We start from the raw sequence: 22,317 nt of genomic DNA on the forward strand, positions 1-22,317 counted from the left end.
AGAGCCCCCTCTCCACGGCACGGTGAACGACGTCCCACCCTGACCGGAAAGGGCCGTACCGGATCCCCGGTACGGCCCTCTCCGCGCGCGCGACGCGATCAGTCGCCGTCGGGCGCGTGCAGCTCGCCCGAACGGGCCACCTTCGCGTACCAGCGGGCGCTGGCCTTCGGCGTCCGCTCCAGGGTGTCGTAGTCGACGTGGACGGCGCCGAACCGCTTCGCGTAGCCGTACGCCCACTCGAAGTTGTCGAGCAGCGACCAGAGGAAGTAGCCGCGTACGTCCACTCCCTCGCCGATCGCCCGGTGCACGGCCTCCAGGTGCGCGTGCACGTACGCCGCGCGCTCCGGATCGTTCACCGAGCCGTCGGGCGAGACCACGTCGTCGTACGCGGCCCCGTTCTCGCTGATGACCAGCGGGAGCTGCGGGTAGGCGTCGGACACCCGCGTCAGCAGGTCGTACAGGGCGCTCGCGTCGACGGGCCAGCCCATCGCCGTCCGCTCGCCCGGCGCCCGGTGGAAGGCGACCGAGTCCGCGCCCGGCCACGGCGAGTGCTCGCTGTTGCCGTGCCCGTCGTCCTGGGGCTTCTCCGTCCCCTCGGGGACGTGCGACACCAGCGTCGGCGTGTAGTAGTTGATCGCGAGCAGGTCCAGCGGCTGGTGCGCGGTCGCGGCGTCGCCGTCCTTGACGAAGGACCAGTCGGTCAGCCGTGCCGTGTCGCGGAAGAGGTCCTCCGGGTAGGCGCCCTCCAGCATCGGACCCAGCCAGATCCGGTTGCCGACGGCGTCGATCCGGCGGACCGCGTCCAGGTCCTCGGCCGAGGGGGTCAGCGGCCGCAGCTCGTGCAGGTTGAGCGACACCGAGAGCTGCCGGTCCGCCGGCAGCGCGGCCCGCAGGGCCTGGACCGCGAGGCCGTGGCCCAGGTTGAGGTGGTGGGCGGCGCGCAGCGAGGCCACCGGGTCGGTACGGCCGGGGGCGTGGACCCCGGAGCCGTAGCCCAGGAAGGCGCTGCACCACGGCTCGTTGAGCGTGGTCCAGCGGGTCACCCGGTCGCCGAGGGCGTCGGCGACGATCCCCGCGTACTCGGCGAACCGCTCGGCGGTCGCCCGCTCGGGCCAGCCGCCCGCGTCCTCCAGCTCCTGGGGCAGGTCCCAGTGGTAGAGGGTGAGGGCGGGCTCGATCCCGGCGGCGAGCAGCTCGTCGACGAGCGAACGGTAGAAGTCCAGGCCCTTCTGCACGGCGGGACCGCGCCCGGTGGGCTGCACCCGGGACCAGGAGACGGAGAACCGGTAGGCGTTCAGGCCCAGTTCGGACATGATGCCGACGTCTTCGCGGAACCGGTGGTAGTGGTCCACGGCCACGTCACCGGTGTGGCCCTCGAAGACCTTGCCGGGGGTGTGCGAGAAGGTGTCCCAGATGGACGGGGTACGGCCGTCCTCGGCCGCCGCTCCCTCGATCTGGTACGCGGCGGTGGCCGCGCCCCAGAGGAAGTCGGGCGGGAACGAGCGGGTGGCGGTGAGCGGCCGGGTTTCGGACGCGGTCATAGAAGAGCGCTCCCAACGCGGGTACGGGGCAGGTACGTGCGGTACGTGCGGTACGAAAGGGGGGACGGTGCGGGCGGCGGCCGGTCAGCTCTTGACGGCGCCCGCCGTGATGCCGCCCACGATGTGCTTGCCGAGGAAGGCGAAGACGAGCAGCAGCGGCACGGTCGATATGAGCGCGCCGGTCAGCACGACCGCGTGGTCCACGGTGTGGTTTCCCGCGCCGAGGCCGGCGAGCGCCACCTGAAGGGTGGGGTTGCCGTCCGGGGTGAGGGCGATGAACGGCCAGAAGAAGTCGTTCCAGGCCTGGACGAAGACCAGCATGCCGAGCACGGCCATGGCCGGCCGGGCGACCGGGAACACCACGTGCCAGATGATCCGCAGGCTGTGGGCCCCGTCCATCCGGGCCGCCTCCACCAGCTCCATCGGCAGCGCCTCCACCAGGAACTGGCGCATGAAGAACACGCCGAAGGCGGCGACGAGCGAGGGCAGGACGACCGACTGGAGCTGGTCGAACCAGCCGAGGTCGGTGATGATCTGGTACAGCGGGATGACGCTGAGCTGCGGCGGGATCGTCATGGTGGCGACCACGAGGGAGAGCAGCATGCCGCGCCCCTTGAAGGGCAGCTTGGCGAAGGCGAAGCCGGCGAGCGTGGAGAACAGCACGGTGGACGCCGCCACCAGGCTGGCCACGATCGTGGTGTTGATCAGCGCCTCGCCCATGTCGACCTGGTTCCAGGCGAAGCTGAGGTTGTCCAGGAGACGGTTGCCCGGCAGCAGCGGCGCCGGGGCCTCCACGACCCGCTCGCCGGTGTGCGAGGCGGCGACCACGTTCCAGTACAGCGGGAAGAGCGAGACGAACGCGGCCACGACCAGCAGGACGTAGGTGAGCGGGCCGGCGTGGTGCTGCTTGCCTGCCGACTGGCGGAACCTGCGCCCCGGCCGGGCCTTCGCCGGTGCCTCGGCCTCGGCCGGAGGTGTCGTGTCGAGTGTGCGGGCCATGAGGTCAGCCCCCCAGCTTCTTGCGGTTGTGGCGGGAGACGAGTGCCTGGACGCCGCCGATCAGGAGCAGGAGCAGCAGCATGACCCAGGCGATGGCCGAAGCCTGGCCCAGCGCGCCGGTCACCCAGCCCTTCTCGTACATCAGCAGGCTCAGCGTCTGGAACTGGTTGCCGCTGCCACCGCTGATGCCGACGCTGCCGCCGAAGAGCATCGGCTCACCGAAGAGCTGGGTGGCGCCGATGGTGGAGACGATGATCGTGAAGAAGATCGTCGGCTTGATCGAGGGGATCGTGACGCTGATGAACTGGCGCCAGCGCGAGGCCCCGTCGAGCGAGGCCGCCTCGTACAGGTCCTGCGGCACGGCCTGCATGGCGGCCAGGTAGATCAGCGCGTTGTAGCCGGTCCAGCGCCAGGTGACGATCACCGAGATGGCGATCTGCGCCGGCCACTTGGACGACTCCCAGTTCACGGGATCGAACCCGAACCAGCCCAGGACGCCGTTGATCATCCCGTAGTCGGTGTTGAACAGCTGGGCGAAGACCAGGGTCGCCGCCGCGATCGAGGTGGCGTACGGGGCGAGGATCGCGACCCGGAAGAAACCCCGGCCGCGGAGCTTGTAGTTGAGCAGGTGCGCCAGGCCCAGCGCCATGAGCAGCTGGGGAACGGTCGCGATCACCCCGATGGTGAAGGTGTTGAAGAGCGCGTTCCAGAAGAACTCGCTGGTCGCGAGGTCGGTGTAGTTCTCCAGACCCTTCCAGGTCGGGTCACCGCCGAGTTCGACCCGGTTGAGCGACAGCCAGCCGGTGTAGATCAGCGGGAAGAGGCCGAAGGCGGCGAAGGTGAGGAAGAAGGGGGCGATGAAGACGTACGGGATCGCCTTGAGGTCCCAGCGGTAGAGCGTGCTGCGCCAGCCGCCCGAGGGGGAGCGGTGGCTCCGGGAGCGGGGGGAGGAGGGCGGTGCGGCGGGCGGCTGGGAGCCTTCCGGCTTCGCCCGAACGGAGGTGGCCACGAGGGGCGTCCTTCCAGGTCGATGCGTGCGGTGGTACGGACGGTGCCGGTCCGCCGCCCGCGGGCGGCGGCGGACCGGCAGACGTCCCCGCTACTGGTCGATCTTGTCGTCGACCAGCTTCTTGACGTTGTCCCAGGCCTTGGCCGGGTCGGTGCCGCGCTGCTCGATGTCGAGGATGCCGTTGTCGGTGAGGAAGGTCTTCACCTGGCCGTCGTAACGGCTGATGACGGCGGGGGTGATGCCGGCCGCGGCGCTGGAGAAGATCTTGCCGACCGGGGTGTCACCGAAGTACGGCAGCTTCGCCTCCTGGACGGCCGTGGAGGCCAGCGTGTCCTTGGACGAGGGGATGTTGCCGTTGACCGCGAACACCTTGGCGTGCTGCTCGGGGGCGGTCAGCCAGGCGGCCAGCTCGGCGGCCTCCTTGGTGTGCTTGCCCGCCTTGGGCACGGCGAGGAAGGAGCCGCCCCAGTTGCCGGCGACCGGCGGGGAGGCGATGTCCCACTTGCCCTGGTTGCCGGGTCCTGCCTGGTCCTTGATGATGCCGGTCATCCAGCTGGGGCAGGCGACGGTGGCGAACTTCGAGTTCTTGAAGGCCGCGTTCCAGGTGCCCTTCTCGTCGAACTGGCGCAGCTTGGCCGTGAGGCCGCCCTCGGCCGCCTTGACGGCGGTCTCCCAGGCCTTCTTCACGCCGGGGCTGTTCTCCCAGTCGAGTTCGCCGCTCGTGTTGGCGTACTGCACCGGGTCGCTGGAGACGACGGCGTTGAAGAGGCCGCTCGCCGAGTCGTGGAAGGCGGTGCCGGCGGGCGCGGCCGCCTTGTACTTCTCGCCGGTCGCGAGGAACTTGGCCCAGTCGCCGGTCCACAGCTTGCTGACGGCCTCGCGCTCGGTGGGCAGCTTGGCCTTGGCGAAGAGGTCCTTGTTGTAGCAGATGGCCATGGGGCCGATGTCGGTGCCGAGGGCGATGAGCTTGCCGTCGGCGGTCGTCGCCTGCTTGACCTTCCACTCCAGGAAGTCGTCGGTCTTGGCGCCGCCCTCCTTGCCCAGGTCGACCCACTTGCCGGCCATGGTCGGGCCGGTCGCCTCGGCAATGTAGCCGACCTCGACGGCCTGGATGTCGGCGACGCCGCTGTTCTGGGCGAGGCGGAGCTTCAGGGTGTCCCAGTACTTCTGACCGTCCGAGACGTTCGACTCTTCGATCTTGATGTTCGGGTGGAGCCGCTCGTACTCGGCGTAGAGCTTGGCGCCGGTCTTGTTGTCGTAGCCGAAGGAACCGAAGGTCCCGATCCGCAGCGTGATCTTCTCGCCGGCCTTGGAGTTGCCGTCCTTGCCGGTGTCCTCGCCGCTGCCGCAACCGGTGAGCAGGATCGTGCCGGTCACGACGGTGGCGACCGCCGCGATCGCCGCCCGGCGTCCGCGTCTGCTGCTGGAAGTGCGCATTCCACTCTCCTCGTCCAAGGTGGTGCTCGTTGTGCGCCAAGAGGCCCGGCCGGCTGTACGCGGCTCGGCGGCGCCTGCCAGACCCGATGCAAGGCTGTGCGCGCTCGATGGGAGCGCTCCCACGTCGTTGCCGGAAGGTTGCTGCCTAGCGGGTACGGGTGTCAAGACATGAACGCGGATTCGTTACCGGAAGGTTTTCCGGTGGTTTCGCGACCCCCGGGCCGTCATCCTCGCGTCATCTCCTGAACGCGCCCTCGTGGCGCGTGGGTGTGGGGGTGGACTACGGTGGGAGCGCTCCCACCTCTGTTTCGGTTCCCGCGACGGGCTGAGGAGCGGCGTGTTGTCCTACGAGGGGAGTTCGGGAGTTGTGAGCGGACGGCAGAGCGGCAGACCCACCCTGGAGCAGGTGGCCGCCAGGGCCGGGGTCGGACGGGGCACGGTCTCCCGGGTCATCAACGGCTCCCCCCGGGTGAGCGAGCAGACCAGAACGGCCGTCGCCAGGGCCGTCGCCGAACTCGGCTACGTACCCAACCAGGCCGCCCGCGCCCTGGCGGGCAGTCGCACCGACGCCATCGCGCTCGTCATCCCCGAGGCCGAGGCCCGCCTCTTCGCCGAGCCCTACTTCCTCGACCTCATCCGAGGGGTCAGCGCCGAACTCGCCGAGGCCGACAAGCAGCTGCTGCTCACACTCGTCCGCAGCGAGCAGGAGCGGCAGCGCTTCGAGCAGTACCTCGCCGCCCAGCGTGTCGACGGCGTCCTCCTGGCCTCCGTCCACGGCGACGACCCGCTCCCCGACCGGATCAGGGAACTCGGCCTCCCGGTCGTCATGAACGGACGCCGCTCCGAGGCCGAACCCGTGCCGTACGTCGACTCCGACAACATCGGGGCAGGCCGGGCCGCCGTGGCCCACCTCGTGGGACGCGGGCGCGACAGGATCGCGACCGTCACAGGACCGCTCGACATGTACGTGGCCCGCGCCCGGCTCGGCGGCTACCGGGCGGGCCTCGCTGAGGCCGGAATCGCGCCCGACGAGGCGCTGGTGTCGACGGGCGACTTCACCGAGGAGGGCGGCCGGCGGGCCATGCGGCTGCTGCTCGACCGCCGCCCCGACCTGGACGCCGTCTTCGCCGCGTCCGACGTGATGGCGGCAGGCGCCCGGAGCGTGCTGCGCGAGGCGGGCCGCCGGGTCCCGGAGGACGTGGCCCTGGTGGGCGTCGACGACTCCCCGGTGGCGCGCCTCATGGACCCGCCGCTCACCAGCGTGCGCCAGCCCATCGAGGAGATGGGCCGCACCATGGCCCGGATGCTGATCCGGGAGATCGCGGAGGGACCGGACGAGCCCCGTCGGCACGTGCTGCCGACGGAGCTCGTGGTGCGTCGGTCCTGCTGAGCGCGGGTCCCGAGGCCCGTGCCCGGCAGGGCGGGTCAGATGCCGCAGCTGGAGGCGGACCAGAAGCGACTGGAGCGGTGGTCCACGTGGGTGTGGTCGCCGTGGCCCGGGTAGCCCGGGCCGAGGATGCCGTTGAAGCCGTGGTTCCTGGCCTGCTGGGCGAGCCGGCACAGCGAGTGCGGTCCCGAGCCCAGGTCGGCGGCGTCGCCGTACAGATGGCGGCTCGACGTGGCGCCGCCGACCGCGTTGTTGCAGGCGTGGCTGCGGAAGCCGCTGGTGACCCGGATGGGCTCGTCGCCGAGGGCGTGGCGCAGCGCCTCGAGCTTCCACATGGTGCGCAGCGCGTTCGACCGGGCGGTTGCAGCGCTCACCGCGCCGCCCTCCCAGGTGCTGTTGCAGTTGTTCAGTTCGGCGTACGTGAAGTGGACCGGGGTGCAGTCGTCGTCCTGGAGCTCGTAGATCTTCGCGAAGGTGGCGGGTCCGGCGACGCCGTCGGCGCCGAGGCCGTACGCGCCCTGGAAGCGCTTGACGGCGGCGACGGTGGCGGGGCCGTAGGACCCGTCGATCGCGAGCACGCCGCCGTAGCCGGGGTAGCCGGCCACGCGGATCTGGAGCTGGCTCACGTCGGCGCCGGACGCTCCCTGGGAGAGGGTGCGTGACCAGGTGTAGCAGCCGTCCGCCCGGGCGGTCCCGGCGGTGGCGACGACGCCCGCCAGGCCGGTGACCAGCAAGGCGAAGGCGAGCAGGAACCGCGGTAGGAGTGAACTGAGAGCGCGTCCGTGCATCGTGCGGGCCTCCATCTGGGATTGATGTGCACCTGCCATGCGCAGAGTGGCCGCTCGGGTCGACGCGCGTCAACCACGCCGGGCCGCCGCCATTCGTCCGACCAATGACGGTGCCGTGGCGGCGCCCGCGCCGACCCCGTGTGCGATACGGCGCCGGCGCGCGAAGGTGCCGCATCCGTCCCGCCGGACGGATGCGGCACCGAGAGGCCGGTGAGGCCCGTGTTCCCTTACAGCGCCGGGTGGGCGTTCTTCATGAGCTCCTGGAACTGGGCCGAGAACCAGGCGCCCGCGAGCGGGGAGTCCGGCAGCGCGCCCGACATGCTGTTCCCGTTACGGGCGTTGCCCGTGTACGTCGGGTCGCACATCCGGTCGAAGCCCTTGCCCTCGGTGTTCGGGATCTCCTTGGAGGCGCCGTCGGACTCGCCCGGGGGCTTCATCCAGACGTACGCGTCGATGCCCGCGGCGGGCGCGGCCTGGGGCCGCTCGCCGAGACCCGCGCCGGACTGGTTGCACCAGTTGCCGAGGTGGATGCGGCGGTCGTACTTGCCTCCGTTGACGTACGTGTCGACGCTGGTCAGCGCGCCCGGGCCGGTGGGCCGCTGGGTGCCGCCCCAGCCGTTGCGGGAGGTGTCGATCAGCATGCCGAGGTTGCTGTTGAAGCCGATCGAGACCAGCTTGTCGCGCATCGCCTGGGCGTACGACAGCTCGTCGGTGTACTGGTTCCAGTCGATCCACTTCGACGTGCGCACGGAGGTGCCGTTGACGGAGTCCCCGATCTTGAAGTGGTCCTCCTTCAGCGCGCTGTAGTTGGCGGTGTTGACGATGAAGCCGTGCACCTTGTCGACCGTGGAGCCCTCGGCCGTGGCGGCCTGCTTGAACAGCTCGGCGGAGGGGCCGAAGTTGCTGTCCCAGCCCAGCCAGCCGTGGTGTCCGGCGTCGACGTAGTTGTATACGTTGGCGATCGAGCCCAGCTTGTTGAGGGCGTAGCCGACACCGGTGATGTAGTTGCCGTTGGCCTTCATGACGTCACAGTTGGCGGTGGCCGTCGGACGGCCGGTGACGTTGGTGACCAGGTTGGGGAGCGAGTCGATCTCGACCGTGGTGACGATCCGCAGGCCCGCGTACTTGGGGTCGGCGAGGATCGCGGCGATCGGGTCGATGTACTCGGTCTTGTAGCGGCCGATCTCCGTGGGGCCGAGCTCGCCGTTGGAGGCGAGCGCCGCGCAGTCGCGGCCCGGCAGGTTGTAGATGACCAGCTGGACGACCAGCTCTCCGGCGCCCTTCTGGACCAGGGCCTCGTCGAGGTGGGCGCGCAGGCCCCGGGCGCCGGGGGTGCCGTTGATGGCGGCGATCCGGTCCATCCAGACACCGGTGGGCTGGTTGGAGATCTTGCTGCCGCCGGGCTCGGCGGCGGCCTTCGCGCTCCAGTCCGGGTTCACGTACACCTTGGCGCCGGCGTACGGGTTGTCGGCCTTGCTGCCGGCCGGCGGCGGGGTGGTCGGGGGAGTGGTGGGCGGGGTGGTCGGGGGCTCGGTCGGCTCGGTGGCCCCGTTGCAGGTGACGCCGTTCAGCTTGAAGGTGGCGGGTACGGCGTTGGTGCCGCTGTACGTGCCGTTGAAGCCGAAGGAGGTGGAACCGCCGGTGGCCAGGGTGCCGTTGTAGGAGGCGTTCTTGGCGGTGACGGCGGCGCCGGCCTGGGTGATGGTGGCGTTCCAGCCCTGGGTGACCTGCTGGTTGCCGCCGTAGGACCACTCCAGGGTCCAGGCGGAGACCGGGTCACCGGTGTTGGTGACGGTCACGTTGGCGCCGAAGCCGGTGCTCCACTGGTTGGTGACCTGGTAGTCGACCTTGCAGCCGGGGGTGGCGGCGCCGGCGGTGGCGGTGCCGAAGACGGTGGCGGTGGCGCCGGTGGCCGTGATGAGGCCGAGCGCCGCCAGGAGGGCGGTGCGACTGGTACGACTGGTGCGGCTCATGCGGGTGGGGATTCCTTTCAGGGGGTGAGGCTGCGCAGGTGGTCGCGCAGCCCGATGCCGAATGCGGTGGGTGTGCCGTCGTACGAACTGATCAGCGCGGGACCGGAGTTGCAGTTCCAGGTGTTCCAGGTCCAGCCGAGGTACGAGAGCCCGCGGTCGTCGAACCACGTCATGACGCGGTCGATGAACGCGTGTCCGCAGGTGTTCTCACCGATCTCGCCCGCCAGCAGAGGTACCTGTGCGGCTACCGGGGCGAGGGTGTCGTTCCAGCACGTCTCGTCGGAACAGGTGTTGAAGTTGTAGACGTGCCAGGCGGCGGCCAGATTCGCCGCCGAATCCGTGGGGCGGTACGTGAGCCACTGGCTCAGGTCGTTGGAGTACGCGATGCCGGGGACGAGGACGAGGTTCTTCGCCCCCGTGGCACGGACGGTGTCCAGGAGGTCCTGCATGCCTGCGACTTCGTAACCGATGCCGGGGCAGGTGCCGCCGTCGCGCCAGCAGGACCAGGCCTGTGCCGCGGTGGGGGTCGTCCGGTCCGGGTAGGGCTCGTTGAACAGGTCGAAGACGACCCGCTCGTCATTCTTGAACGTGTTCGCCACCGAGGTCCAGAAGGCCGGGGTGTACCGCGCGTTCGGCATCGGCTTCTGGCAGGAGGCGTGCACGTCGGAGCAGCCCGAGGAGTTGCCGGTGTACTGGCCGTACGTCCAGTGCAGCTCCACGACCGGGGTCATGCCGTGCGCGAGGACCTTGGTCACCAGGTCCTTCACGGCGTTCACATAGTTCGTGCCCCGGTATTCGGGCTTGATGTTGTCGAGGCCGAGCCAGCACTCCTCGTTGAGGGGAATGCGGACCGTGTTGGCCTTCCAGTCGGCGATCGCCTTGACCGAGGCGTCGTCGACGGGACCGTCCCAGATGCCGTGGCCCTGGACGCACATGAACTCGCCGCCGGAGCGGTTGACGCCGAGCAGGCGGCGGACCGCGCCGTTCTGGTCGACGAACTTGTTGCCCACGACGCCGAGTTCGGGCGCGCCGGTGACCGGAGTCGGCGGCGGCAGGGTCGGCGGGGTCGTCGGTGGAGTGGTCGGTGGGGTGGTCGGGGGAGTGGTGGGCGGAGTGGGCGGGGGAGTCGTCGGGGTGGTCGGGCCGGGGGTCGGGCCGGCTCCGCCGGTGGTGCACGGAGCGCCGTCGAGCGTGAACGCGGTGGGGGCCGTGTTGGTCCCCGTCCACGAGGCGATGAAGCCGGCCGTCGCCTTCGCGCCCGTGCCGAGCGAGCCGTTCCAGCTCTCGTTCGTGACGGTCACGGTGGCGGCGGACTGGGACCACTTGCCGCCCCAGCCCTGGCTGACCACCTGGCCGGCCGGGAAGTCGAAGCCGAGGCTCCAACCGCTCAGCGCGGTGCTGTTGTTGGTGACGGTGACGGCACCCTGGTAGCCGCCGGCCCATTGGCCGGAGACCGAGTACTCCACCGTGCATGCGGGTTCGGCCGCGGCTCCTGAGGCCGTTCCCATGAGGGCGAACGCGGTGCTCGCCATCGTGAGCGCCGCTCCGGAGAGCAGCGCGGACAGACGTGGGGGATGTCGCATCGAAGCGAGTCCTCGCAGCGAGGGCACACCGATGACGGCGCGCCGACTGGATGGAATCGCTCCCACTGGGGTCGGGGCAGACCGTAGCGGCAACTGACGCCAAGCAAAAGAGGAGTTGAGTAAATTCCCCGCGTTTTGACTTCGACTTCTCACACACCTTGACGGCGTAGCGCCCCAACTGCACAGTGGGAGCGCTCCCACTGGTTCAAAGCTTGACTGTCGAACGATTCAGCTCTTCGCATCCCCGACCTCCCCGAGCCGCGAGGAGAACCACCCGCATGCCACGTCTTCGCCCCAGAACGAGCCCCAGAACGCGACCACGCCTGCAGCTCACCGCGCTGGCCGCCGCGCTCTCCCTCCCCCTCGGCCTCACGGCCGTCGGCGCCACCACGGCCCAGGCCGCCGCCGTCCAGTGCAGCGTCGACTACAAGACCAACGACTGGGGTTCGGGCTTCACCGCCGAACTCACGCTCACCAACCGGTCCACCGAGCCCCTGAACGGCTGGACGCTGACCTACTCCTACGCCGGTGACCAGAAGCTCACCAGCGGCTGGAGCGGCGTCTGGTCCCAGTCGGGCAAGAACGTCACCGTGACCAACGCGGCCTGGAACGGCACGCTGGCCGCCGGCGCCGCCACCTCCACGGGCGCCCAGTTCACCTACAGCGGGGCCAACACCGCGCCGACCGGCTTCGCCGTCAACGGCACCACCTGCGCCGGCGCGCACCAGCCCCCCGTCGCCGTCCTCACCAGCCCCGCACCCGGGGCCGTCTACACCGTGGGCGACGCGGTGCCGCTCGCCGCGACCGCCGCCGCGGCCGACAGCGCCACCGTGAACAAGGTGGAGTTCTACAGCGACACCACGCTCCTGGGGACGGACACCACCGCACCCTTCACCCACAGCGCCACCGGACTCGCGGCCGGCGCCCACTCCCTCTACGCCAAGGCCTACGACACCCTCGGCGCCTCCGCGGAGTCGGCCCCCGTCGGCATCACCGTCGCCGCCGGAGCCGCGCTCGTCGCCTCCCCGAGCCAGCTCGGCGTGCGCCAGGGCGCCACCGGCACCTTCGACCTGAAGCTGTCCACGGCCCCCACCGCGAACGTCACGGTGAGCGTCGCCCGTACCTCGGGCAACACCAACCTCACCGCGACCCCGGCCTCGCTCACCTTCACCCCGGCGAACTGGAACACCGCCCAGAAGGTGACCGTCGCCGCCGCGGCCACCGGCACCGGCTCCGCCGTCTTTACCGCGACCGCCCCCGGCCACGCCAAGGCCGAGGTCACCGTCGCCCAGCTGGCCGCGGACTCCACGTACGACGCCCGCTTCCTCGACCTTCACGGGAAGATCACCAACCCGGCCAACGGCTACTTCTCGCCCGAGGGCATCCCGTACCACTCCGTCGAGACACTGATCGTCGAGGCCCCCGACCACGGGCACGAGACGACCTCGGAGGCGTACAGCTACCTCATCTGGCTCCAGGCCATGTACGGCAAGATCACCGGCGACTGGACCAAGTTCAACGGCGCCTGGGACACCATGGAGAAATTCATGATCCCGACCCACGCCGACACGCCCACCACCGGCTCCTACAACGCCTCGAAGCCGGCGACGTACGCCCCCGAGTGGGACCTGCCCTCGCAGTACCCCGCCCGGCTCGACTCCGGTGTGACCTCGGGCTCCGACCCGATCGCCGCCGAGCTCAAGAGCGCCTACGGCACCGACGACATCTACGGCATGCACTGGATCCAGGACGTCGACAACGTCTACGGCTTCGGCAACGAGCCCGGCAAGTGCTCCGCGGGCCCGACGGCGTCCGGCCCCTCGTACATCAACACCTTCCAGCGCGGTCCGCAGGAGTCCGTCTGGGAGACCGTCACCCACCCCACCTGCGACAACTTCACCTACGGCGGCAAGAACGGCTACCTCGACCTGTTCACGGGGGACGCCTCCTACGCCAAGCAGTGGAAGTTCACCAACGCCCCCGACGCCGACGCCCGCGCCGTCCAGGCCGCCTACTGGGCCGACCTCTGGGCCAAGGAGCAGGGCAAGGGCACCCAGGTCTCCGCGACCGTCGGCAAGGCCGCGAAGATGGGTGACTACCTGCGGTACTCGATGTTCGACAAGTACTTCAAGAAGTCCGGGAACTGCGTCGGCCCGACCACCTGCCCGGCCGGCACCGGCAAGGACAGCGCGCACTACCTGATGTCCTGGTACTACGCCTGGGGCGGCGCCACCGACACGTCGGCCGGCTGGTCCTGGCGCATCGGTTCCAGCCACGCCCACGGCGGCTACCAGAACCCGCTGGCCGCCTACGCGCTCAGCTCCTACGCCCCGCTCAAGCCCAAGTCGGCGACCGGCGCGGCGGACTGGGCGACCAGCCTCGACCGGCAGCTGGAGTTCTACCGCTGGCTGCAGTCCGCCGAGGGCGGCATCGCGGGCGGCGCCACCAACAGCTGGCAGGGCCGCTACGCCACCCCGCCGGCCGGCACCCCCACCTTCCACGGCCTGTTCTACGACGAGAAGCCCGTCTACCACGACCCGGCGTCGAACCAGTGGTTCGGCTTCCAGGCCTGGTCGATGGAGCGGGTCGCCGAGTACTACCAGCAGACCGGTGACGCCGAGGCGAAGACCGTCCTCGACAAGTGGGTCTCCTGGGCGCTGTCCGAGACCACGATCAACCCGGACGGCACCTACCGCGTCCCCTCCACCCTCAAGTGGTCCGGCGCGCCCGACACCTGGAACGCGGCGGACCCCGGCTCCAACGCCGGCCTGCACGTCACCGTCGCCGACTACACGAACGACGTCGGTGTCGCCGCCGCCTACGCCAAGACCCTGACCTACTACGCGGCCAAGTCCGGCCACGCCGAGGCCAAGCGGGTCGCCAAGGCCCTGCTCGACGGCATGTGGGACCACCACCAGGACCCGCTGGGCATCGCCGTCGAGGAGACCCGCGCCGACTACAACCGCTTCGACGACCCGGTCTCCGTACCGAGCGCCTGGACCGGCACCATGCCGAACGGCGACACGGTGAACAACTCCTCCACCTTCGCCTCGATCCGCAGCTTCTACCAGGACGACCCGGCCTGGCCGAAGGTCGAGGCCTATCTGGCGGGCGGCGCGGCCCCCGTCTTCACGTACCACCGGTTCTGGGCCCAGGCGGACATCGCCCTGGCCATGGGCTCGTACGCGGAGCTGCTCGAATAGCAGCCGCCCCGCACGGAGAGGCTCCGCGTACGACGAGACCGGGCGGACCCCGCGAGGGGGCCGCCCGGTCTTCGGCCGTCTCGGGTGCCGCCGACGCGCCCCCGGGATGATCCGCTCGCGGTGCGGAAGCGGCGGGCTGGTCTGCTTGCCGGGAATCGGATCGCCACCAACGGGGTTGGTGGGGGACGAGCCGTTGATCGGAGGAACATGCGAGCGATTCAGGTGTACGAAGTGGGCGGTCCCGAGGTGCTGCAGGAGGCCAAGGTGGACCAGCCGCGGCCGGGTCCGGGCGAGGCGATCGTGGAGGTCGCCGCATCCGGGGTCAACTTCCTCGACGTCTACCACCGCGAGGGCCGGTACAGCCTCCCGCTGCCCTTCACCCCGGGCGCTGAGGGCGCCGGCACGGTGGTCGAAGTCGGACCCGGCGTCGCTGACGTCGCAGTCGGGGACCGGGTCGGTTGGGTGGAGATTCCCGGCACGTATGCCGAGCGGGCCGTCGTGGACTCCTCCCGGCTGGTGCCGCTGCCCGACGACATCGGCTTCGAGACAGCCGCCGCCGTGCTCCTCCAGGGCATGACCGCGCACTATCTCGTCAAGGACGCCTACCCGGTTCAGGGGGGCGACACGGTGCTCGTGCATGCGGCTGCCGGTGGCATGGGGCTGCTTTTGACCCAGCTCATCACCCATCTCGGCGGCAGGGTGATCGGCACGACGTCGACCACGGCGAAGGCCGAGCTGGCGAAGCGTGCCGGGGCCGCTGAGGTGATCCTTTCCTCCGCGGTCGACGATCTCGCAGTCGAGGTGAGGCGGCTCAACGGCGGTCAGGGACTGCCGGCTGTCTTCGACGGCGTCGGCGCGCACACCTTCGATGCGAGCCTCGCCAGCCTGCGAACCCGCGGCCATCTCGTGCTCTTCGGCGCGGCAAGTGGTGCCGTGCCGCCGTTCGATCCGATTCGGCTCGCCCACGGCGGTTCGCTGACCCTGATCCGGCCCAGCCTCGGGGACTTCATCGCCGAACGGTCCGAACTGCTCCGACGCGCCGCCGATGTGTTCGAGTGGGTGCGCTCCAAGGCGCTTGAGGTCACCGTAACGGGCCGCTACGCATTGTCCGAGGCCGCCCGGGCCCACAGCGATCTGGAGGCTCGGCGTACCACCGGCAAGCTGCTCGTCATACCCGATGCGGCCGCTATAGATCGCCGTGAGGAGACGCAGAGCTGATCGCGGGTGACGAGGTCGGGGATCTTGGAGACTGAGATGTCGAGGGCATGGCCGACCGTCATCGCCAAGATCCCGACGGCGTCAGGCACTCAGCAGGCCAAGATCAAGTTCTGGCGGGTTTCTGGCGTATCCGGGTCACACCCCGTCAAGATCCCTCAGCCGAGACCTGGCTCACCCGTCCCCAACCTCCACAGAACACCTACGCGTCCGGGCGGAGCGCCACCTCGTCCACCACGTCGGCGAGCGAGCCCCGCCGCGCGAACACCGCGCGCTGCCGGGCGGCGCCGCACCCGGCGGCCCGCCGACCGGTCCACAACTCCCGCACCAGGTCGAGTTCGCCGGCCGCGGCGAGGGACGGGGCGGCCTTCGCGAGCAGGTCCTCGACCAGCTCCACCGCCGGACGCGGCGTCCCGCTCGCCGGGTCGAGACCGTGTCCCGCCAGTCCGTCGCGCGCCGACCGCCAGTGGGCGGCGCGCAGCAACGCGTCGCTGATCCCCGGCGCGGGGACCCCCCGGCGGATGTCGGTCAGCAGTGCGGCCGCGAGCCCGCGCAGCAACCCGGCCAGGAGCAGGACGGTGTCGAGCTCCGTGCACACGTCGGCGACCCGGACCTCCAGGGTCGGCCAGTGCTCGTTGGGCCGGCAGTGCCAGTAGACCGTCCGCCGGTCGACCAGCATGCCGGAGCCGACCAGCCGGTCCACAAGGAGGTCGTACTCGGCGGCGTCGGCGAGGAGCGGGGCAGGTCCGGCGCCCGGCAGCTGGGCCCAGCGCATGAACCGCCAGCTCGCGTAGCCGCTGTCCCGGCCGCAGTGGAACGGGGAGTTCGCGGCCAGCGACTGCAACGTGGGCAGCCAGGGGCGCAGGTGGTTGCCGAGCCGCACCGCCTCCTCGCGGTCCGCCACCTCCAGGTGCACATGGCAGCCGCACACCCCGATGCCGCTCTCGGCGGTCACCAGGGGGCCGTAGCGGTCGGCGATCCTCCGGTACCGCGCCTCGTCGGTGAGCTCCTGGCCGCCGCGCGAGGCCAGCGGGGCGGTGCCGGACGCCAGCGCCAGGCAGCCCGACTCCTCGGCGGCGCCTGCCACCCCCGCGCGCAGCTCGATCAGCTCCGTGCGCAGACCGAGCAGATCGACGACCGGTCGGGTGCGGGTCTCCACCATGTCGGTGAGGATCTCGGGCCCGACCCGGTCGCCCAGCCGGTCACGGGCGCGCTTGACCACCGCGGCCGCGGAACCGAACGGGGTGCGGCTGGTCCGGTCGACGAGGAGGAACTCCTCCTCCACTCCGATCCTGGGCAGGGCGGCGGCCTGTGCGGCAGGGCTGGTCACGCCATGAGCATATCCAGTGACGGAGCGTCAGCCCTGTCGCCTCGGTGCCTTCCGCGTGCCATGACGGGCTCGGTCGGGGTGTCCCGGGCCGCCGCGCACCCGCGACCTGCGGTGTTCAGGGGGGATCGGGTCCATTGACGCGCGGGAGCCACGCTCCTACGTTCTCGTTCGGACATACGGCCGTTGGTCGAAATTTCGAACGCTTCGCACGAGAGGACATCGCGTGTCCCACGCCGATCGAACCACCCGCGCCGCCCGCTTCACCCTCGACCCCGACTTCACCGTCGGCCCCGTGGATCCCCGGCTCTTCGGCTCCTTCGTCGAGCACCTCGGTCGCTGCGTCTACACCGGCATACACGAGCCCGGCCACCCCGCCGCCGACGAGGACGGGCTGCGCACCGACGTCCTGGAGCTCGTCCGCGAGCTGGGCGTCACCGCGATCCGCTACCCCGGCGGCAACTTCGTCTCCGGGTACCGCTGGGAGGACGGCGTCGGCCCGGTCGGGCAGCGCCCGCGCCGCCTCGACGTGGCCTGGCGGTCCACCGAGACGAACCGCTTCGGCCTGAGCGAGTTCATGGCCTTCCTGCGCAAGGTCGGCCCGCGGGCCGAGCCGATGATGGCGCTCAACCTCGGCACCCGTGGCATCACCGAGGCGATGGACCTCGTCGAGTACGCCAACCACCCCGGCGGCACCGAGCTCTCCGAGCGGCGCGTCGCCCACGGCGACGAGGACCCCTTCGGCATCCGCCTGTGGTGCCTGGGCAACGAGATGGACGGCCCCTGGCAGACCGGGCAGAAGACCGCGGAGGAGTACGGCCGGCTCGCCGCGCAGACCGCGCGCGCCCTGCGCCAGATCGACCCCGACCTCGAACTCGTCGCCTGCGGCAGCTCGGCGCGCGTCATGCCGACCTTCGCCGCCTGGGAGGCGACCGTCCTCGCGGAGACGTACGAGGTGGTCGACCACGTCTCGCTGCACGCCTACTACGAGGAGGTCGACGGCGACCGTGACTCCTTCCTCGCCTCCGCCGTCGAGATGGAGGCCTTCATCGAGGAGGTCGTCGCCACCTGCGACCACGTGGGCGCCCGGCTGAAGTCGGCGAAGCGCCTCACCCTGTCCTTCGATGAGTGGAACGTCTGGTACCAGCGCCGGCCCAACCCGCATGCCGTGGAGGACTGGCAGGAGGCCCCGCGACTCCTGGAGGACGTCTACACCGTCACCGACGCCGTCGTGTCCGGCACGCTCCTGATCGCCCTGCTGCGGCACGCCGACCGGATCGCGGTGGCCTGTCTCGCCCAGCTCGTCAACGTGATCGCGCCGATCATGACCGAGCCCGGCGGCCCCGCCTGGCGCCAGACGACCTTCTTCCCCTTCGCGCAGGCCTCCCGGTACGGCCGGGGGACGGTCCTCGACGTGCGCGTGGAGGCGCCGACGTACGCCACCGACAGGTACGGGGACGTCCCGCTGCTCCACGCCACCGCCGTACGCGGTGAGGACGGCGGCGTGACCGTCTTCGCGGTGAACCGTGGCCGGAACGCGTCCCTTCCGGTCGAGGTGGCGCTGCGCGGTCTGGAGCTGACCCGGGTCGTCGAGCACAGCGCGCTCGCCGACGCGGACCCGGAGGCGCGGAACACCCTCGACGAGCCGGACCGGGTCGTGCCGCACACGGTGGAGGGCACGACGCTGGTGGACGGCACCCTGAGGGCCGTCCTCGAGCCGATGTCGTGGAACGTCATCAGGCTGCTCTGACCGGATCGGGCCGCTCTGACCGGCCCACTGTTGAATCCTTTCACAAGAACCGCTGCGGCTCTCAGTGCGAAGCGCTTCGAAAGATCCGGTCGGAAGCGTTGACGTGGCTGGCGGACGACCCTACTTTGTCCCAGCAAGCGCTTTCCTGAAACGTTCCATTAACGCGCGGAGGACGAACTGTGCGTACGCAAGGCACTGTTGACCGTCGGAGCATGCTGAAGGTCGCCGGCGGCTCGTTGGCGGCTCTCGGTCTGACCGCGGCGGGCTGCGGCACCGGCTCGGGCTCCGGAGACGGCACCGTCACGATCCGGTACAGCTGGTGGGGCTCGGAGGACCGGGCCAAGCGGATCAACCAGTCGATCGCGCTCTTCGAGAAGAAGTTCCCGAAGATCAAGGTCAAGACCGACTTCCAGCCCTACGCCGACTTCTGGAAGAAGTTCAACACCCAGGCGTCCGGCGGCAACGCGCCGGACGTCTTCCAGAACGCCATCGGCTTCCTGCGCAAGTACGACGCGAAGAACGTCCTCCTCGACCTGCGCGAGCAGGCCGCGGCGGGGAACCTCCGCCTCGACGGCTTCCGGGCCGGCCTGGAGAAGTTCGGCGAGGTCGACGGCAAGCTGCTCGGCGTCCCCGTCGGCAGCAACTCGATGGCGCTCGTCATCGACCAGGCCGTCTTCACCAAGGCCGGGGTCACCCCCAAGCCCGGCTGGACCTGGGACGAGTACCACGCGGCCCTCGCCAAGATCCAGGAGACGCAGGGCCGGGCGGGCGACGCCGGTCCGTACGGGATCATGTACCTGTACGACCTCCATCTGCGCCAGCAGGGCAAGGCCTTCTTCACCACCTCGGGCCTCGGCTTCACCGAGGCGGACCTGACGGACTGGTGGAGCAAGGCCGTCACGCGGGTGAAGTCCGGCGTCTACGCCGACCCGAAGAAGACCATCCCGGTCAAGCCCAAGTCGGCGGTGACCGCCGAACTCGCGGGCTGTGAGTTCACCTGGGACAACTTCGCAGTCCGCTACACCTCCGAGGGCAAGAGCCGGTACGGCCTCGCCCCCATCCCCACCACGGACGGCCGCAAGACCGGCCAGTACCTCGGCTCCCTCATGCTCAGCGCCTCCAGGCGCACCAAGCACCCCAAGGAAGCGGCCCAGTTCATCGACTTCATGGTCCACGACCCCGAGGTCGGCAAGATCATGGGCTACGACCGGGGCGTCCCGGCCACCACCGCCCAGAACGACGCGTACGTGCCCTCCGACGAGGTCGGCAAGCAGATCGCCGCCTACGAGAAGCAGCTCGTCGAGTCCCGCGTCCTGGAGCCGATCACCCCGCACCCGGCGGGCGCCGACGTGTGCGAGGCCGCGTTCATGCGCCTCGCCGAGGAGATGTCACTCGGCGAGCGGCCGGTGGCGGACGCGGTGAAGCAGTACTTCACCGAGGCGAAGACGGCGCTCTCCTCCTGATGGGCGCCGCCGTGACCTCCGCACCGAATCCCGCACCGCGGCCCGGGCGGGCGCCCGGCCAGGACGGGGAGACCGCACCCGCGGGCGCCCCCTCCGGCGGGCGCCCGCCCGGGGCGCCGGGCCGCACCGTCCGCCCCCACAGGGCCCGCCGCGAGAACCTCGCCGGCTACCTCTTCATGTCCCCCTGGATAGCGGGCTTCCTCCTGCTCACCGCGGGGCCCATGGTGGCCTCCCTGTACTTCGCCTTCACCGACTACAACCTGTTCGACGCCCCGAAGTGGATCGGCCTCGACAACTTCACCGAGATGTTCGGCGACGCCCGCTGGCGCACCTCGGTCGAGATCACCGCCTGGTACGTGGTGATCGGCACCCCGCTGAAGCTGGCCGCCGCGCTCGGCGTCGCCCTGCTGCTCAACCAGAGCCGGCGCGGACAGGGCTTCTACCGGGCCGCGTTCTACGCGCCCTCGCTCATCGGGGCCAGCGTCTCCATCGCCATCGTCTGGCGCGCCATCTTCTCCGACGGCGCGGCCGTCGACCGGGCGCAGCAGGTCTTCGGCATGGAGGCCGGCGGCTGGATCGGCGACCCCGACCGCATCATCTACGCCCTGGTCGCGCTCACCGTCTGGCAGTTCGGCGCCCCGATGGTCATCTTCCTGGCCGGGCTCAAGCAGGTGCCACGCGAGCTGTACGAGGCGGCGCAGGTCGACGGGGCGAGCCCGTGGCGGAGGTTCTGGCACATCACCCTGCCGATGATCTCCCCGGTGCTCTTCTTCAACGTGCTCCTGGAGACCATCCACTCCTTCCAGATCTTCGGCTCCGCCTACATCATCGGCAGCCAGGGCAACGCCTGCGGGCCGGCCGACGGCACGCTCGTCTACACCTGCTACCTGTACGTCCAGGGCTTCGAGAACGGCCGGATGGGTCTCGCCTCCGCGATGGCCTGGATGCTGCTGCTCGCCGTCGGCCTGGTCACGGCGGTGCTGTTCTGGTCCCAGCGGCGCTGGGTGCACTACGAGGAGGGGGCCCGATGAGCCTCGCACGCACCGACGCACGGACGACCGGAACGAGGACGACCGGACCACGGACGACCGGAACACGGACGACCGGACCGGAGACGACCGGCACGCGGAACGGAAAGAAGCGCACGGCGGGTTCGATCGCCTGGCACCTCGGGTCCCTGGCCGTCCTCGCCGTCATCCTCTATCCCGTGGCGTGGGTGATCGGCGGCTCCTTCAAGCCGAACGACGAGATCGTCGGCAGCCTGACGCTCTTCCCCACCGACCCCATCACCGACAACTACCAGCGGCTCGCCGACGGCATCGCCGACATCCCCATCTCCACCTTCTTCGGCAACTCCCTCTTCCTTGCCGTCGGTTCGGTGGTGGGCGTGCTGATCTCCAGCTCGCTCTCCGCGTACGCCTTCGCCAAGATCGGTTTCGCCGGACGCGGAGTGCTCTTCACCCTGATGATCGGCACCCTGCTGCTGCCCTACCACGTGCTGCTCATCCCGCAGTACGTGCTGTTCCAGAAGCTCGAACTCATCAACACGTACACGCCGTTGCTGCTCGGCAAGTACCTGGCGACGGACGCCTTCTTCGTCTTCCTGATGCTCCAGTTCATGCGGGGCCTGCCCAAGGAGCTGGACGAGGCCGCGCGCCTCGACGGCTGCGGGCACCTGCGGACGTACTGGTCGATCGTGCTTCCGCTTTGCCGGCCGGCACTCATCACCAGCGCGATCTTCACGTTCATCAACGCCTGGAACGACTTCATGGGCCCGCTGATCTACCTCAACGAACCCGAGAAGTACACGGTCTCGCTCGGCCTGAAGATGTTCGTCGACCAGGACGGCGTCGCCAACTACGGCAGCATGATCGCGATGTCGCTCGTGGCGCTGCTCCCGGTGGTGGCCTTCTTCCTCGCCTTCCAGCGGTACCTCATCGACGGCATGGCCACCTCGGGCCTCAAGGGCTGAGGGGGTGGCCGGCGTGATGAGGGAACGGTTCCTGGCCCGGTTCGGGGTCTTCGCCGAATGCCTCCTGGTGGGGGTGTGGATCGCCGTCGCCGCGCTGCCGCTGGTGACGCTCCCCGCGGCGCTCGCCGCCGGGGCGGCGCATCTGCGGCGCTGGACGGGCGACGAGCAGGCCGGTCTGCGGTTCTTCGCCGCCGATCTGCGCGCGGCCCTGCGGGGCGGGGGCTGGTCGGCGGGGCTCGGGTACGGTGCCGTGCTCGTCCTGGTGGGCGCCGACCTCGCGTTCGTACGGGCGCTGCCCGTGCCCGGCGGGCGGGCGGCGGGGACCCTCGCGATCCTCGCGGCGCTCTGGCTGACGGTCACCCTCCTGCGGGCGGCCACGGCCTGGCGCCCCGGCCTGCGCTGGCGCGACCTGCTCGGCCCCGCCGCCCGCCACACGCTGCGTGACCCGGCCGGTTCCCTGCTCGTCGTCTGTGGTCTCGCGGTGATCGCCGCGTCGGCCTGGTTCTCCGCACCACTGGCCCTGCCGGCCCTCGGCATCCTCGTCGCCTCGGCCCTGGCGGCCGAGCGCCGCCTGACGGCACCGGCGGCCGCCTGACCCACCCGTGCGGGACGAATGCCCACACGGGGGGTCGGCCCGGGTCCCCCCGTACCCCCGCTTCCGCGGGCATGC

The 22,317-nt window shown here is 70.4% G+C and carries 16 protein-coding genes; 8 read left to right on the forward strand and 8 right to left on the reverse strand.

Features of this window, described 5'->3' with window-relative positions; translation table 11 throughout:
* Positions 1-98: 98 nt before the first annotated feature.
* The 4 genes from ACIA8N_RS12950 to ACIA8N_RS12965 all read right to left on the reverse strand — a co-directional run bounded on the left by ACIA8N_RS12950 (position 99) and on the right by ACIA8N_RS12965 (position 4,986).
* Positions 99-1,541, reverse strand: a complete 1,443-nt coding sequence (locus ACIA8N_RS12950) for a GH1 family beta-glucosidase (protein ID WP_365780279.1) — start codon at positions 1,539-1,541, stop codon at positions 99-101.
* Between the two features lie 84 nt (positions 1,542-1,625).
* The gene (locus tag ACIA8N_RS12955; RefSeq protein ID WP_365780280.1) at positions 1,626-2,540 is read right to left on the reverse strand and encodes a carbohydrate ABC transporter permease; all 915 of its coding nucleotides are present in this window, start codon (positions 2,538-2,540) and stop codon (positions 1,626-1,628) included.
* A 4-nt stretch (positions 2,541-2,544) separates the two neighbouring features.
* Positions 2,545-3,549 carry a sugar ABC transporter permease gene (locus ACIA8N_RS12960; protein ID WP_365780281.1) on the reverse strand — a complete coding sequence of 335 codons (1,005 nt, stop codon included), beginning with the start codon at positions 3,547-3,549 and terminating at the stop codon, positions 2,545-2,547.
* A gap of 90 nt (positions 3,550-3,639) precedes the next feature.
* Positions 3,640-4,986: an ABC transporter substrate-binding protein gene (locus ACIA8N_RS12965; RefSeq protein ID WP_365780282.1), complete on the reverse strand. Its 1,347-nt coding sequence runs from the start codon at positions 4,984-4,986 to the stop codon at positions 3,640-3,642.
* Between the two features lie 367 nt (positions 4,987-5,353).
* Here ACIA8N_RS12965 and ACIA8N_RS12970 point away from each other — a divergent pair, with 367 nt between their 5' ends.
* A complete protein-coding gene (locus ACIA8N_RS12970; RefSeq protein WP_365780283.1) occupies positions 5,354-6,376 on the forward strand; it encodes a LacI family DNA-binding transcriptional regulator in 1,023 nt (340 codons plus the stop codon).
* Positions 6,377-6,411: 35 nt separating this feature from the next.
* Here ACIA8N_RS12970 and ACIA8N_RS12975 read toward each other — a convergent pair whose 3' ends face one another.
* From ACIA8N_RS12975 to ACIA8N_RS12985, 3 genes are all read right to left on the reverse strand, one after another.
* The gene (locus ACIA8N_RS12975) at positions 6,412-7,161 is read right to left on the reverse strand and encodes a D-Ala-D-Ala carboxypeptidase family metallohydrolase (RefSeq protein WP_365780284.1); all 750 of its coding nucleotides are present in this window, start codon (positions 7,159-7,161) and stop codon (positions 6,412-6,414) included.
* Between the two features lie 227 nt (positions 7,162-7,388).
* Entirely contained in the window at positions 7,389-9,134 is a 1,746-nt protein-coding gene (locus tag ACIA8N_RS12980) for a glycoside hydrolase family 6 protein (protein WP_365780285.1), read from the reverse strand.
* A 17-nt stretch (positions 9,135-9,151) separates the two neighbouring features.
* Positions 9,152-10,717 (reverse strand): cellulase family glycosylhydrolase, encoded by a 1,566-nt coding sequence (locus ACIA8N_RS12985; protein WP_365780286.1) that lies wholly within the window; start codon positions 10,715-10,717, stop codon positions 9,152-9,154.
* A 278-nt stretch (positions 10,718-10,995) separates the two neighbouring features.
* Here ACIA8N_RS12985 and ACIA8N_RS12990 point away from each other — a divergent pair, with 278 nt between their 5' ends.
* Both ACIA8N_RS12990 and ACIA8N_RS12995 read left to right on the forward strand, forming a co-directional pair.
* A complete protein-coding gene (locus ACIA8N_RS12990; RefSeq protein WP_365780287.1) occupies positions 10,996-13,920 on the forward strand; it encodes a glycoside hydrolase family 48 protein in 2,925 nt (974 codons plus the stop codon).
* 207 nt (positions 13,921-14,127) lie between these two features.
* Entirely contained in the window at positions 14,128-15,138 is a 1,011-nt protein-coding gene (locus ACIA8N_RS12995; RefSeq protein ID WP_365780288.1) for a quinone oxidoreductase, read from the forward strand.
* Between the two features lie 199 nt (positions 15,139-15,337).
* Here the strand turns inward: ACIA8N_RS12995 and ACIA8N_RS13000 are convergent, their stop codons facing one another.
* Positions 15,338-16,465, reverse strand: coding sequence for a glutamate--cysteine ligase (locus tag ACIA8N_RS13000; RefSeq protein ID WP_365780289.1), 1,128 nt, complete (start codon positions 16,463-16,465; stop codon positions 15,338-15,340).
* A gap of 223 nt (positions 16,466-16,688) precedes the next feature.
* Here ACIA8N_RS13000 and ACIA8N_RS13005 point away from each other — a divergent pair, with 223 nt between their 5' ends.
* The 5 genes from ACIA8N_RS13005 to ACIA8N_RS13025 all read left to right on the forward strand — a co-directional run bounded on the left by ACIA8N_RS13005 (position 16,689) and on the right by ACIA8N_RS13025 (position 22,242).
* Complete coding sequence (locus ACIA8N_RS13005; protein ID WP_365780290.1) at positions 16,689-18,212, forward strand: alpha-N-arabinofuranosidase; 1,524 nt, start codon at positions 16,689-16,691, stop codon at positions 18,210-18,212.
* 212 nt (positions 18,213-18,424) lie between these two features.
* Complete coding sequence (locus ACIA8N_RS13010; protein WP_365780291.1) at positions 18,425-19,675, forward strand: extracellular solute-binding protein; 1,251 nt, start codon at positions 18,425-18,427, stop codon at positions 19,673-19,675.
* Positions 19,675-20,706, forward strand: a complete 1,032-nt coding sequence (locus tag ACIA8N_RS13015; protein ID WP_399416265.1) for an ABC transporter permease subunit — start codon at positions 19,675-19,677, stop codon at positions 20,704-20,706. The genes ACIA8N_RS13010 and ACIA8N_RS13015 overlap by 1 nt, the downstream gene beginning before the upstream one ends.
* A complete protein-coding gene (locus ACIA8N_RS13020; protein ID WP_365780293.1) occupies positions 20,703-21,647 on the forward strand; it encodes a carbohydrate ABC transporter permease in 945 nt (314 codons plus the stop codon). The genes ACIA8N_RS13015 and ACIA8N_RS13020 overlap by 4 nt, the downstream gene beginning before the upstream one ends.
* 16 nt (positions 21,648-21,663) lie before the next feature.
* A complete protein-coding gene (locus ACIA8N_RS13025; protein WP_365780294.1) occupies positions 21,664-22,242 on the forward strand; it encodes a hypothetical protein in 579 nt (192 codons plus the stop codon).
* Positions 22,243-22,317 lie beyond the last annotated feature (75 nt).

This window comes from Streptomyces sp. NPDC051822, from assembly GCF_044452745.1.
Taxonomy (GTDB): domain Bacteria; phylum Actinomycetota; class Actinomycetes; order Streptomycetales; family Streptomycetaceae; genus Streptomyces.

Coding starts and splice junctions, on each gene's coding strand:
- ACIA8N_RS12985 (WP_365780286.1), bottom strand. CDS start 10,717: ATGCGACATCCCCCACGTCTGTCCGCGCTGCTCTCCGGAGCGGCGCTC.
- ACIA8N_RS12980 (WP_365780285.1), bottom strand. CDS start 9,134: ATGAGCCGCACCAGTCGTACCAGTCGCACCGCCCTCCTGGCGGCGCTC.
- ACIA8N_RS12955 (WP_365780280.1), bottom strand. CDS start 2,540: ATGGCCCGCACACTCGACACGACACCTCCGGCCGAGGCCGAGGCACCG.
- ACIA8N_RS13015 (WP_399416265.1), top strand. CDS start 19,675: ATGGGCGCCGCCGTGACCTCCGCACCGAATCCCGCACCGCGGCCCGGG.
- ACIA8N_RS13025 (WP_365780294.1), top strand. CDS start 21,664: ATGAGGGAACGGTTCCTGGCCCGGTTCGGGGTCTTCGCCGAATGCCTC.
- ACIA8N_RS12965 (WP_365780282.1), bottom strand. CDS start 4,986: ATGCGCACTTCCAGCAGCAGACGCGGACGCCGGGCGGCGATCGCGGCG.
- ACIA8N_RS12950 (WP_365780279.1), bottom strand. CDS start 1,541: ATGACCGCGTCCGAAACCCGGCCGCTCACCGCCACCCGCTCGTTCCCG.
- ACIA8N_RS13010 (WP_365780291.1), top strand. CDS start 18,425: ATGCTGAAGGTCGCCGGCGGCTCGTTGGCGGCTCTCGGTCTGACCGCG.
- ACIA8N_RS13020 (WP_365780293.1), top strand. CDS start 20,703: ATGAGCCTCGCACGCACCGACGCACGGACGACCGGAACGAGGACGACC.
- ACIA8N_RS12975 (WP_365780284.1), bottom strand. CDS start 7,161: ATGCACGGACGCGCTCTCAGTTCACTCCTACCGCGGTTCCTGCTCGCC.
- ACIA8N_RS12995 (WP_365780288.1), top strand. CDS start 14,128: ATGCGAGCGATTCAGGTGTACGAAGTGGGCGGTCCCGAGGTGCTGCAG.
- ACIA8N_RS12990 (WP_365780287.1), top strand. CDS start 10,996: ATGCCACGTCTTCGCCCCAGAACGAGCCCCAGAACGCGACCACGCCTG.